This window comes from Pseudomonas sp. NY15463 (assembly GCF_048068415.1).
GTDB classification, from domain to species: Bacteria; Pseudomonadota; Gammaproteobacteria; order Pseudomonadales; family Pseudomonadaceae; genus Aquipseudomonas; species Aquipseudomonas mosselii_C.
Window position 1 is genome coordinate 1 of the sequence record NZ_JBLUQD010000009.1, and the last position, 11,696, is coordinate 11,696.

General features: G+C 65.9%; 12 protein-coding genes. 1 reads left to right on the forward strand and 11 read right to left on the reverse strand.

What is annotated here, in order from left to right:
* Positions 1–194 precede the first annotated feature (194 nt).
* From madM to mdcA, 9 genes are all read right to left on the reverse strand, one after another.
* The gene (gene madM / locus ACNFIC_RS21505) at positions 195–959 is read right to left on the reverse strand and encodes a malonate transporter subunit MadM (RefSeq protein ID WP_138217842.1); all 765 of its coding nucleotides are present in this window, start codon (positions 957–959) and stop codon (positions 195–197) included.
* 1 nt (position 960) lies between these two features.
* The gene (gene madL / locus ACNFIC_RS21510) at positions 961–1,383 is read right to left on the reverse strand and encodes a malonate transporter subunit MadL (RefSeq protein WP_138217843.1); all 423 of its coding nucleotides are present in this window, start codon (positions 1,381–1,383) and stop codon (positions 961–963) included.
* A 62-nt stretch (positions 1,384–1,445) separates the two neighbouring features.
* A complete protein-coding gene (gene mdcH / locus ACNFIC_RS21515; RefSeq protein ID WP_416781926.1) occupies positions 1,446–2,366 on the reverse strand; it encodes a malonate decarboxylase subunit epsilon in 921 nt (306 codons plus the stop codon).
* Positions 2,363–2,989, reverse strand: a complete 627-nt coding sequence (locus ACNFIC_RS21520) for a malonate decarboxylase holo-ACP synthase (protein ID WP_138217845.1) — start codon at positions 2,987–2,989, stop codon at positions 2,363–2,365. The genes mdcH and ACNFIC_RS21520 overlap by 4 nt, the downstream gene beginning before the upstream one ends.
* A gap of 1 nt (position 2,990) precedes the next feature.
* A complete protein-coding gene (gene mdcE, locus ACNFIC_RS21525) occupies positions 2,991–3,782 on the reverse strand; it encodes a biotin-independent malonate decarboxylase subunit gamma (protein WP_138217846.1) in 792 nt (263 codons plus the stop codon).
* Positions 3,779–4,627, reverse strand: a complete 849-nt coding sequence (locus ACNFIC_RS21530) for a biotin-independent malonate decarboxylase subunit beta (protein WP_138217847.1) — start codon at positions 4,625–4,627, stop codon at positions 3,779–3,781. The genes mdcE and ACNFIC_RS21530 overlap by 4 nt, the downstream gene beginning before the upstream one ends.
* Positions 4,620–4,919 carry a malonate decarboxylase subunit delta gene (locus ACNFIC_RS21535; protein ID WP_416781927.1) on the reverse strand — a complete coding sequence of 100 codons (300 nt, stop codon included), beginning with the start codon at positions 4,917–4,919 and terminating at the stop codon, positions 4,620–4,622. Before ACNFIC_RS21535 ends, ACNFIC_RS21530 begins: the two co-directional genes overlap by 8 nt.
* Position 4,920: 1 nt before the next feature.
* The gene (locus ACNFIC_RS21540) at positions 4,921–5,850 is read right to left on the reverse strand and encodes a triphosphoribosyl-dephospho-CoA synthase (RefSeq protein WP_138218169.1); all 930 of its coding nucleotides are present in this window, start codon (positions 5,848–5,850) and stop codon (positions 4,921–4,923) included.
* A gap of 2 nt (positions 5,851–5,852) precedes the next feature.
* The gene (gene mdcA / locus ACNFIC_RS21545; protein WP_138217849.1) at positions 5,853–7,514 is read right to left on the reverse strand and encodes a malonate decarboxylase subunit alpha; all 1,662 of its coding nucleotides are present in this window, start codon (positions 7,512–7,514) and stop codon (positions 5,853–5,855) included.
* A 259-nt stretch (positions 7,515–7,773) separates the two neighbouring features.
* On the opposite strand from mdcA, the gene ACNFIC_RS21550 reads away from it, so the two are divergent.
* Complete coding sequence (locus tag ACNFIC_RS21550) at positions 7,774–8,415, forward strand: helix-turn-helix transcriptional regulator (protein ID WP_416781929.1); 642 nt, start codon at positions 7,774–7,776, stop codon at positions 8,413–8,415.
* A 23-nt stretch (positions 8,416–8,438) separates the two neighbouring features.
* Here ACNFIC_RS21550 and ACNFIC_RS21555 read toward each other — a convergent pair whose 3' ends face one another.
* Together ACNFIC_RS21555 and macA are read right to left on the reverse strand one after the other, a co-directional pair.
* On the reverse strand, positions 8,439–10,439 hold the full coding sequence (locus ACNFIC_RS21555) for a MacB family efflux pump subunit (RefSeq protein WP_416781931.1): 2,001 nt from the start codon (positions 10,437–10,439) through the stop codon (positions 8,439–8,441).
* 8 nt (positions 10,440–10,447) lie between these two features.
* A complete protein-coding gene (gene macA / locus ACNFIC_RS21560) occupies positions 10,448–11,605 on the reverse strand; it encodes a macrolide transporter subunit MacA (RefSeq protein WP_138217852.1) in 1,158 nt (385 codons plus the stop codon).
* Positions 11,606–11,696: the final 91 nt, after the last annotated feature.

Below are 11,696 nucleotides of genomic sequence, written 5' to 3' on the forward strand. Positions count from 1 at the left end.
CGTCGCGGCCCCTGGGCCGGCCTCGGGGCCGCGGCCCCCCCCATTTTTTTCGTCTTCTGCAATGGGGGGGGGGGGGGCACCGACCCCCTGGCGGCCCACACGGCCGCTCCTACAGGTGGAAACGGGTTTACCGGCGTGCCAGACCACCACGCAGCAAGCGACGCGGTGGGTGGCTCCGCAGACCTCAGCAACCTCTACCCCACCAACCCCCGCACACAGAAGTACAGGATCGAAGGCCCCATCAAGCACCCTAGCCCAGTATGGAAAGTCGCGGTCAACGCTCCATACGGCACCAGGCGCCGATCCGTGGCGGCCAGCCCGGCCGTCACCCCGGACACCGTACCGGCCAGGCCACCGAACACCATCGCCGAGCGCGGGTTGTCCAACGCCAGCAAGCGCGCCGATACCGGCGTGAACACCATCACCAGAATGGCCTTGATCAGGCCGGTCGCGATCGACAGCGCCATCACATCGGAACTTGCGCCCAACGCAGCCCCCGTCACCGGCCCGACGATGTAGGTCACCGCTCCCGCACCGATGGTGGTCATGCTCACCGCATCGCGGTAGCCAAAGACCCAGGCGACGCAGGCGCCGACAATGAACGGCAGCACGGTGCCCAGCAGCAGCGCTACCGCGCCGATCATGCCGGCCTTGCGCGCTTCGGTGGCCTGCACCTCGAAGGCCGTGGCAACGATGGCGAAATCGCGCAGCATGGCGCCGCCCATCAGGCCTATCCCCGAGAACAGAGCCATGTCGGCTAGGCCTTTCTGTCCACCGGTCAGCGTGCCACCAACCCAGGCCAGCACCAGGCCGATGACGATGGCGATGGCTGAGCCGTGGACCCGGCCAAAGGTCAGGTACTTCGACAGCAGCACCGACAGCCACATGATTGCGCCCACCACCGCGAAAGCGGTGATCAGGCCATTGTGTTCCAGGGCATTATCAATGATCGGCCACATGTCAGCGACCTCCCGCAGGCACAGCCTGCGCGTTCTGGGTCGTAGGCGCCTCCAGCGGCGGCAGCGGCTCACCGCGATGGCTGCGGCTGATCAAGGCAATCGTCAGCCCGCACACCAGCACCGCACCCACCGCCCCGAGCAGCGCGACCGGCCCGCCATGCAGGGCCGTGACGACGTTCTGCTGGGCAGCCATAGCCACCACCACCGGAATGTACATTGCACCCCAGAAGCCCACGCCAAACTCGCACTCCTTGCTCATGCCACCTTTGCGGTGCATGTACAAGCGTGCGCAGATCAGCAGGATCATGGCGATACCCACACCGCCCACATTGGATTTGACGCCCAGCAGCACACCCAGGAAGTCGCCGACGATGACGCCGGCAAGGGTGCATACGGCCAGCAAGGCCACACCATAGATGATCATTGTTGTTGTCCTCAGCGTTTGTCGAAGTTGCTTGTTGTTGTTCTTCGAAACCAGGAGCGGCGTTATTGGCGGTGAGCCACCTCCTGGCGCAGCAAGGCGTCCACTGTATCGGCTCGGGTATTTTCCAGGGCCACCACCCGGCCCTGTTCGAACACCGCACGCGCCAGACCCGTGAGCACGCTGCCTGGCGGTAGCTCGACGTGCAGGCGCACGCCGCGCTCGTAGGCATTGCGCAACAGGCCACGCCAATCGACGATGCGCGCCATGTTGCCGGCCAACTCGTCACGCAGTTGCGCAGGGTCGTGCATCGGCCGTGCGCGGCAACCGCTCAGCCAGGTGATGCGCGGCCTGTGCACAGCCACCGTGGCGAAAGCCGCCGCCAGTTGCGCGGCTGGCGCGTCCAGCAAACGGCAGTGCGATGGCACGCTCACCGCCAACCGGCGCGCCACGCCCTGGCCTTGGCGGCGAGCCAGGCGCGCCACCTCGGCCATGGCCTCGTCGCGACCGGCGATGACAATCTGGTTGTCACTGTTGAGATTGGCCAGGTACACCTCGTCGCTGACCTGCCCCAGCAATTGCTCGACCTCTGCCTGCGACAAGCCGCTCAGGGCGGTCATGCCATAACCGTGCGGATAGGCCCGCTGCATCAACTCGCCACGCAAGGCCACCAGGCGCACCGCATCGGCGAATGCCAGGGCTTGTGCGATCACCGCAGCGGGATAGGCCCCGATGGACAGCCCGGCGACGTGTTCGGGCGCCGGGCTACGCTGCATCAGCCAGCGCGCCCAGGCCACCCCGGCCAGCAACAGGCACAGTTGCACTGCGCGGGTATCCTGCAGAGCCTCGGCGCTGTCCAGGGCGAGCACCGGCTCGCCGAGCACATCGCAGGCCTCTTCCACCAGCTCTTCACTGCCCGGCGGCAAGCGATGGAGCATGCCGGCCTGCTGGGCACCCTGACCTGGGAAGACGAACAGGCTGCTCATGCTGCCCACTCCAGCGCCGCCCACGGGTCGATGACCAGGCGTGCGCCATTGGTGGCCTTGAGCAATACCCGCCGCGCCGGCCCCGCCCATTCGCGCAGCGCGACGGCGCCGCCTGGGGTTTCCAGTTGCACGTCTACCCGGCAGGGTGCGCAGTCGAGAATCTCCAGCAGGTCGCGAGCCGCTTGCCGTGCCAGCGGTTGCGGGGTGCGCAGCAGCAGGTCCAGGTCACTGTCGGCGTGCAACACCTCGATACCGGTGGCGAGTTGGTAACCCACGCCGCCAGTCGGCCCCCAGGCCAGGTGGCTGCTGTCGAGCACCCTGGCGACGGCCCCCAGCGCATCGAGCGCAGGCCAACAGGCTGCTAACCCCAGTTGTGCACGCGCCACGATCTGCTCAGGGCTCGCTACCTGCGTCACATCCTGCGTGCGCATGAGCGCCGCATAACGTCGCTCACGCCCATCGCCACGCACCCCGACCGCGACCCAACCTTGCGTGCAACCGGCACGCCGCACCACCACCGGCAGCCCCTGATCCAGTACCTGTAACGCCCAGCCCGGCGCGTCGTCAGGCAACATGGCCGACGTCATGCCCCACAGCAAGTCATGCGGGCGCAGGGCGTTCATCTCAGGCCTCCTGCCATTGGCGACGCAGGCGCTCGCGGACCTCGCGAGAAGCGCGCCGGTGCTCACCCTGAAGACGCGACGCCAAGTCGGTAGACTCGCCGATATCACTCACCGCTTGTGCAAGGCATGCACGCACCGTGGCGATATCCGCCGCCGTTGGCGCCTCGGCGCTGGCGACACCCAGCCTGCGCCAGAGCAGGCCCAGCGAGGCGTAACTGGCCAGGTCATAGGCCATCGGCGGCACGTCCGCCGCCAGCGCCTCCAGCGCCTCGACGCTACGCAGGGTAATCCGCGCTGCCGCCGCCTTGCCCATGGCGTGCACCATTACGCCATTGTCATCCAGGGCGATCAGGCGCTGGGCCTGATAACCGTGGGCGAGAAACGCGCCAGACATGGCCTTGCCCACCAGCAACCCGATAACCGGATGCCCGGCCAAGCGTGCGCGGGCATAGGCCTGTACCGCAGCCGCCAACGCCTGATGGATACCCAGCGCCTCCTCGCGGCGCCCGTAGGCCTGACTGGGCACATCGATCACCGCGACGATGGCGCGTTTAGTACGCCCACGATCGGCCTCCACCGCCTCGTTGACCGCCTTGGCCAACCCCCAGCCTTCGAGCAGGCCAACTTCGCCCGAGCGCGCGCGCGGGAAAGGATTGTCGGCATCGGGCACCACGGCGATGAAACGTGCCAGGCGATTGTCCAGCTCACCATCGATGACCTGCACCGAGGCGGGATATCCCCCCAGCGCTTCGCCGCCGGCCAGGCCCGGCAGCCAGTTCAAGGCACGGTTCATGGGGCATCTCCTTGGTAGAGGGCGCGCACCGTGGCGGCGTCCATTTGTGCTACGTCATCACCCAGCCGGGCCAGGCGTTCGAGGTACCAGGCCCAGCGCTCGGCACGCTCGGCGCTGGGGGTGTCGAGTAGTTGCAACAGGGCCTGGCGCACCTGTGTGACATCGTCGGCCACGAAGCCATCCACCAAGGCGCTGGCATGGCGTTGCTCACCGCCTGTCAGGCTCCAGATGAACGGCCGGTCGCTGGCGTTGTATTCGTCGATGCCCGCCTCCTGCTCGATCACTTGCGGGCCATTGAGCCCCAGGCGCGCCTCGCGGGTGACCAGCAGGTGGCTGCACAGCCCCGCGGCAATGGACATGCCGCCGAAACAGCCGACCGCACCTGCGATCACGCCGATCACCGGCTGGTACGTACGCAGCTCGACGATTGCCGCCTGGACCTCGGCAATTGCTGCCAGTCCAAGGTTGGCCTCCTGCAACCGCACACCACCGGTCTCGAGCAGCAATACGGCGCAGGTGGGTATGCCGGCGCGGTTGTCTTCGATTGCCAGCTCCAGGGCACCGGCAATCTTCGCCCCACCCACCTCACCCAGGCTGCCGCCCTGGAAGCCGCCTTCGATGGCCGCCACCACACACGGGCGCCCGGCCAGTAGGCCCTTGGCGATCACCACGCCGTCATCGGCCTGCGGCACGATGCCTTGACGCGGCAACCACGGCGACATCATGCGCTCGAAGGGGTCGAGCAATTCACGGAAAGTACCCTCGTCGAGCACAGCGCGGGCGCGCTGGCGGGCCCCCAGTTCGACGAAGCTGCGGTGACGCAGCAGGCGCTCGGTATCAGTCATGCGCGATCTCCTCGAAACCTTGCTCCAGGCGCAGGCGCACCACACCGGGGGTAGCACCGAAATCATGGATGTCGACTTTCAGCGCCGGCACGGCGCGGTCGGCGAACAGGCGTTGGAACAGTTGTTCCCAGCGCGCCTGGCCGCCATCGACCGAGGTCACGACCTGGATCTCCAGGCGTCCGGCCTCGCCCGGCTCGATCAATACTTCCAGGTCGCCTGAGCTGACGCAGCCCACCAGGGCGCGACCGCGTCCCGGCTGCTGAGCAGGAAAATCAAAGTTCAGGGTCTGCATGTCACACGCTCCCAGCAGATTCGAGGAACAGGCAGGCCGCCAGCAGGTCGGCGGCTCCACCCGGAGAGGCATTCAAGCGCAACAACTGCGCATCCAACTCGCGCAGCCGCCGGCGTCCGCCAAGGCTGGCGCTGCCACCGGCAGCGAGCACGGCGTCGGCCCCTCGCTGCAAGACCTGCAGACCTTCGGGCCCGGCACGCCAGAGCACGCAGGTATCGCTGAGGGTGGCCATGATCGCCAGCAGTGCATCGAGCCGGGCATGCGCCTCGCCCGCACCAGCGGCCCGGCTACGGCGCAGTTGCGGCAAACCGTGTTCGATCACTGCCGGAAAGCCCTGCTGGGCTTGCTCACGCGCGCCGCCCACGCCATGCCGTTGACGGACCTGGTTGCCGTGGCTATCGCTCATCACCGCGACAGGATCATCGAGCAGCGCAATCCGTCCAGCGCGCCGGGCCAGGGTTTCGGCGCTGGCACCGGGGTCGAGGGCGCGAGCGGCGACCAACAAGCCCAAGGCCCAGATCGCCCCGCGGTGGGTATTGACGCCACCGGTGGTGGCCAGCATCGTCGCTTCGCCCTCCCGGCCTAGGCGGCCCAGGGCCGCGCGTAGTGGCAGGCCAATCGCGCCGCACTGCTGCGCGGCTTCAGCCATTTGCCGCAGGCACGGCCACAGGGCCAGGGCCGAGGCGTGCATCAGCGCCAGGCTCATGTCGTGGTGGGCACCATTGCTGCGCCGGTCCACCAGTCCAGGTTTGGGCGACAGGTCGGCTTCGTCGAGCAGCGCGGCGACGGCCAGGTCGGCGAGATGATCAGCCAAGGGCAGCGCGGCGCCCTGCTGCGACCCTGGAGCGCTCAAGCTCGCCGTCACAGGGAGTGGGCTGGTCTCGACGTGCGCGTGAAACGCCTGACGCAGCGTCAGATCGTAGGCATTCATCATCACCAGCTCCTGAACCGTGCAGGTGGGTTGTACAAGCCGCCAGACCACTCCACCAGCTCGGCAATGCTGCGGGCGGCAAGCAGTTCACGGCTGGCGTCGGTACGGCGAATGCCCAGATCCTCCGGCAAGGCCACCAGTCCGAGCTTGCGCAGGCGTTCGGTGTCCTTGGGATCGTGGCGCAGGCCAATCGCGGTGACGCCGGCCACGGCGGCGATCATCTGTCGCCGTTCCTCCAGGCTACGGGCCTTGTACAGGTAGGCGATGCCCTCCTCGGTCAGCAGGTGGGTAACGTCGTCGCCGTAGATCATGACCGGTGCCAGTGGCATACCGGCCTTCTTTGCCACCTCCACCGCATCGAGGGTATCGACGAAGGTGGGCTTACCGCCTTCCTGGTAGGTCTCGACCATCTGCACCACCAGCTTGCGACCACGCTCAAGCAGCGTGTCCGGCACGGTCATGTCCAGCCAGGCGGGGGTGGCATGGCGCCGGCCACGCGGGTCATGGCCCATGTTCGGCGCGCCGCCGAAGCCGGCCAGGCGTCCACGGGTCACGGTGGAGGAATGGCCGTCGCCGTCCACTTGCAAGGTGGCGCCGATAAACAGGTCCACAGCGTACTGTCCGGCCAACTGGCACATCATGCGGTTCGAGCGCAAAGAACCGTCGCGCCCGGTGAAGAACACATCCGGGCGCTGGGCGATGTAGTCCTCCATGCCAAGCTCGGTGCCGAAACAGTGCACGCTCTGCACCCAGCCGGTCTCGATGGCCGGGATCAAGGTCGGGTGCGGGTTGAGGGTCCAGTTACGGCAGATCTTGCCCTTGAGGCCCAAGGATTCGCCATAGGTCGGCAGGATCAGCTCGATGGCAGCCGTGTTGAAACCGATGCCGTGGTTGAGCGACTGCACCTGATGTTTCTCGTAGATGCCGCGAATCGCCATCATCGCCATCAGCACGTGCACCGGCTTGATGTGGCGTGGGTCGCGGGTGAACAACGGCTCGATGTAGAACGGTTGGTCGGCGACCACCACGAAGTCCACCCAGCTGGCCGGGATATCCACCCGTGGCAAGTCATCCACGCGATCCACCAGTTGATTGACCTGGGCGATCACGATGCCATCGCTGAACGCCGCTGGTTCTACCAGCGCCGGGGTGTCCTCGGTGCTGGGGCCGGTGTACAGGTTGCCGTCGCGGTCGGCCATGAAGCCAGCCACCAAGGTGACGTTGGGGATCAGGTCAACCAGCAGGCGCGAATACAGCTCGATGTAGGTATGAATGGCACCGACTTCGAGCAGGCCGTCTTCGAGCAATTGGCTGATACGCAAGCTTTGTGGGCCAGCGAACGAGAAGTCGAGCTTGCGTGCAATCCCGCGTTCGAACAACGCCAGGTGTTCGGCGCGGCTGACGCTGGGCAGGATCATGTGCAGGTCGTGCAGGCGCTCGGGATCGACCTTGGCCAGCGAACGCGAGAGAAAGTCGGCCTGCTTCTGGTTGTTGCCTTCGAGCACCACACGGTCGCCCGGTGCCAGCAGCAGTTCCAGGGCCTCGACGATCCGCTCGGTGGGCAACACCGCCCCCTCGGCCAGATGGCGCACGCGGTCGAGGCGACGCTGTTTCTCGGCGCGGCGCCGCGACCATTGCGGCGGTGGATTCTTCATTGTTGTCATTGGGTGACTCCACGGGTTCGCTGTCGTGAAATCACCTTAGGGCGGCGGCAAGTGTTGTATCAATCAAGCAGGACGTCTATTCGTTACGCTAAAGTTAACGATGACCGATAAGTCATGCTGTTTCAATCCGGCCAATGCCATTACCATGACATTATCTTGTTTCATTTTATGGTCACTCAATCGTTGTAATAGGGTTCGCAACAACTTGCGCCGCTACAGGACACGCCGCGCTGACTTTCACTGACTCACGGACGACACCATGCCCCCACACCTGCCCTTTCCACACATCGGCAAAGCCATCGCCAGCACTGGCAGCGCGCAGTTCCCGCGCAGGCTACATGACTTGATCAGCACCCAACTGACGGTCGATGCCACGCATATTCGTCAGTCGCGCATCGCCTGCGGCGAAGGCGATCCACCGCTGCTGTGCGAGACCGTGTTGTCGCACCCGGCGATTAACCTGGGCGACCCGGCACGCCTGCAACTGGTCCGTAGCAACAATGGCTACCACTATCAGATCACCGTACTGCGCGCAGCACGGGGCGATGCCTTCACGCTGTCCGAGCGGCACTTGCTGGAGGACATCTCGCCGCTGCTGCTGCCAATGCTTGAGAAGCACGGCGACGCCCTGCAGCCGCCGCCGGCCGTTGGCGAGTCGATGCCGGCACGTTTCCTGGAGCGCCTGCAGCAACGCGGCCTGAGCCTTTCCGAGCGTGAGCACCAGGTGTGCCTAGGGCTGCTGGCCGGGCACACCGCGCCGCAGCAAGCGGCGCTGCTGGCATTGAAGGTCAACACCGTGGAAAGTTACCTGCGCCGCGCGGCGATCAAACTGGGCATCAGCGGGCGCCACTCGCTGATGCGCTGGATGTACGACGCCCAGGTGCCGGCACGACACCACTGACGCTTGCGCCTGGCGGCGGCGACTCAATCCCGTGCCAATGCCTCGATCGGGTCGAGCCGGGCGGCGTTGCGCGCCGGCACGAAGCCAAACACGATGCCGATCAGTGTCGAGCAGGCGAAGGCGGTCGCCACCGAAGCCAGCGAGAACACCATCTGCCACTGCGAGACGAACAGGGTGAACAGCGAACCGATGCCGTAGGACAACCCGATGCCGATCACCCCGCCAATCAGGCACACCATCACCGCTTCCACCAGAAACTGCTGGCGGATATCCGACTGACGCGCGCCCACCGCCATACGAATGCCGATCTCACGGGTGCGTTCGGTCACTGACACCAGCATGATGTTCATCACCCCAATGCCCCCCACCACCAGCGAAATCACTGCGATCAGCGACAGCAACAAGGTCAGCGAGCGGCTGGTCTTTTGCACCGTCTGCATGATGCTGTCGAGGTTGTTGGTGAAGAAGTCCTTGGTGCCATGGCGCTGCAACATCAGGGCGTTGACCTCCTGCTCGACTCGCTTGCTCGGCACGCCATCGCGGATGCGCACGCTGATGCTGTCCAGGTGCCGTTGGCCGAACACGCGGCCAGCTGCGGTCTCGTAGGGCAGCCAGACATTCAGACCGTTGTTCGCAGCGAACAGGTTCTTGTTCTCGGCGGTCACACCGATCACCGTGCACGGCAGGCTGCCCAGCAGGATCACCTGGCCAAGCGGATCGACGCCTTTGCCGAACAGCCGCTGACGGGTATTGTGGTCGATCACCACCACTTGCGCCTGGCGTCGGGCATCGTCGGCACTGAAGCCAATGCCGGCATCGAAACGGATGTTGCGCACCTTGAAGTAACGCTCGTTGACGCCGTTGAGCTGCACATCCACGTCGATGTTGCGGTAGCGCACCAACAGGCTGCGGCCGATCACCGGTGTGGCGCTGTCGACGTAGTACAGCTGGTTGAGGGCAGCCACATCCCCTGGCAACAGCGTTTCGATGGACTTGGCCCGGCTGTCGCCGAAGTTGCTGCCTGGATAGATATCGATGGTGTTGCTACCGATCGCCTCGATATCGCGCAGCACATACCCCTTGGCGCCCTCGCCGATAGCCGAGATCGACACCACCGACGTGATGCCGATGATGATCCCGAGCATGGTCAGCAAGGTCCGCATGCGGTGCGATACCAGCGCGATCCAGGCCATGGCGAACGCTTCGCGGAACAACCCCATGCCGGCCACCAAGCGTCTTGGTCTAGGCGCCTCGGCGGCGCCCGGCGCAGACTCGGCGGGCATGTCCCGCGCCGAGCGGTTGCACTGGTCGCTGACGATCTGCCCGTCACTGACCTCGATGATCCGCTCGGCATGGGCCGCCACCTTGGGGTCGTGGGTCACCAGGATCACCGTATGCCCGGCCTGGTGCAGCTCCAGCAGGATGCGCATCACCTCCTTGCCACTGGCAGTGTCCAAGGCCCCGGTAGGTTCGTCGGCGAGGATCACCTGCCCGCCGTTCATCAACGCGCGGCAGATACTCACCCGCTGCTGCTGGCCGCCGGACATCTGGCTGGGCCGATGCGCCAGGTGCCCGGCCAGGCCCAGCCGGGTCAGCAGCTCGCGGGCACGTGCGTGACGCACACCTTGCGCGGTACCGGCGTAGACCGCCGGTATCTCGACATTACGCAGCGCATCGAGGTGCGGCAACAGGTGGTAGCGCTGGAAGATGAAGCCGAAGTGGTCGCGCCGCAGCGCCGCCAGGGCCTCGTCGTCCATGTCGCGGGTTTCCTGGCCGCTAACCTGGTAGCTGCCAGCGCTGGCGTGGTCTAGGCAACCCAGGATGTTCATCAGGGTCGACTTGCCCGAGCCCGAGGCGCCGATGATCGCCACCAGCTCGCCGGCATGGATGCTCAGGTCGATCTGGCGCAACGCCAGAAACTCCCGATCACCCGCCATGAAGCTGCGGCAGACGCCGCGCAACTGCAGCAATGCGGGCGGCTGCTCGCCGCCTGAGGGGCACAGGATGTCCGGTGCAACGCTCATGTTCATGCTCAGGCCCCCGCCAGGTCGCCGACCGGCTCGCCGATCACCACCCGGTCGCCTTCGGCCAGGCCCGCCTTGATCTCAACCTTGACGTTGTTGTTGATACCCGCCTGCACGTCGCGGCTCTGGGCCTGGCCCTTGGCATCGAGTACCCGCACCCGGTAGCTGCCGTCCTGGTTGCGCGGTCCCAGCGCGGCCACCGGCACCATCAGCACCGCCTTGGCGGTATCACGCACGATACGTACCTGGGCGGTCATGGCAATGCGCAGGCGGTGGTCTGGGTTGGGGACCTCGAACAGCGCGTTGTAGAACACCGCATTGTTCTGCCGAGTGCTGCTGGCGCCGGTCTTGTCGGTGGTCTCCAGATAGTCCTGGGGCGCAGGTTCCGTGCCGCGTAGCGTGGCGTAGTAGCGTTTGTCCTCGCCCAGGATGGTGAAGTAGACCTGCTGACCGGGGCTGATATGGATCACGTCGGCCTCCGACACCTGTGCCTTGACCGTCATGGTGTCCAGGTCTGCCAGCTTGAGGATGATCGGGGCAAGCTGCTGGGCGATCACGGTCTGCCCCTCCTGGGTGACGATACCGACTACATCGCCGTCGATTGGCGCACTGATGCGGGTGTAGTCCAGGTTCACCTTGGCCGTATCGACCTGCACCTGGGCGCTCTTGATCTGCGCATCGAGCGAACGCAGCGCAGCCTGCTGCACCTGGTACTCGGACTCGGCGCTCTCATAGTCCTGGCGCGACACCGACTCGTCGCTCTGCAGCAGCTTGTAGCGCTCGTAGACCCGCCGCGCCTGCTGCAACTGCGCCTCGGTGGAGCGCCGCTCAGCGCGCAGCTTCTCCTCGTCCACCTCGGCCTGGCGCAGGGTATTGCGCAGCACCAGCGGATCGATCTCGGCGAGCCATTGGCCCTTCTGTACCTTGTCGCCGAGCTTGACCTTCAATGCGCGCAACTGCCCAGAAACCTGGGCCCCCACGTCCACCTGGCGGATGCCTTCCAGCACCCCGGTGGCCAGCACCGCATTCTCGATATCGCCGCGCTCCACCGTGGCGGTGATGTACAGCGGCGGCTTGGCCGGCGCCTGGATGGCGTACAACGCCACCCCCGCCACCAGGGCCACGGCAATGCCAAGGCCGATCTTGCGCGTTCTGCTCTTGTCCATAAAACGCTCTTCAATCCTGATAAATGTCGCTGGTCCAACGTTCAGCCAGCAGGTCGTACGGCGCTCGGCGGCGTGGGGGCAAGCCTGCCCC

What these genes read in the sequence shown, in the direction of transcription:
- mdcH (WP_416781926.1), bottom strand. Translation starts at nt 2,366, where the DNA reads ATGAGCAGCCTGTTCGTCTTCCCAGGTCAGGGTGCCCAGCAGGCCGGC.
- ACNFIC_RS21520 (WP_138217845.1), bottom strand. Translation starts at nt 2,989, where the DNA reads ATGAACGCCCTGCGCCCGCATGACTTGCTGTGGGGCATGACGTCGGCC.
- macA (WP_138217852.1), bottom strand. Translation starts at nt 11,605, where the DNA reads ATGGACAAGAGCAGAACGCGCAAGATCGGCCTTGGCATTGCCGTGGCC.
- ACNFIC_RS21535 (WP_416781927.1), bottom strand. Translation starts at nt 4,919, where the DNA reads ATGCAGACCCTGAACTTTGATTTTCCTGCTCAGCAGCCGGGACGCGGT.
- mdcA (WP_138217849.1), bottom strand. Translation starts at nt 7,514, where the DNA reads ATGACAACAATGAAGAATCCACCGCCGCAATGGTCGCGGCGCCGCGCC.
- madM (WP_138217842.1), bottom strand. Translation starts at nt 959, where the DNA reads ATGTGGCCGATCATTGATAATGCCCTGGAACACAATGGCCTGATCACC.
- ACNFIC_RS21530 (WP_138217847.1), bottom strand. Translation starts at nt 4,627, where the DNA reads ATGACTGATACCGAGCGCCTGCTGCGTCACCGCAGCTTCGTCGAACTG.
- ACNFIC_RS21550 (WP_416781929.1), top strand. Translation starts at nt 7,774, where the DNA reads ATGCCCCCACACCTGCCCTTTCCACACATCGGCAAAGCCATCGCCAGC.
- madL (WP_138217843.1), bottom strand. Translation starts at nt 1,383, where the DNA reads ATGATCATCTATGGTGTGGCCTTGCTGGCCGTATGCACCCTTGCCGGC.
- ACNFIC_RS21555 (WP_416781931.1), bottom strand. Translation starts at nt 10,439, where the DNA reads ATGAGCGTTGCACCGGACATCCTGTGCCCCTCAGGCGGCGAGCAGCCG.
- ACNFIC_RS21540 (WP_138218169.1), bottom strand. Translation starts at nt 5,850, where the DNA reads ATGAATGCCTACGATCTGACGCTGCGTCAGGCGTTTCACGCGCACGTC.
- mdcE (WP_138217846.1), bottom strand. Translation starts at nt 3,782, where the DNA reads ATGAACCGTGCCTTGAACTGGCTGCCGGGCCTGGCCGGCGGCGAAGCG.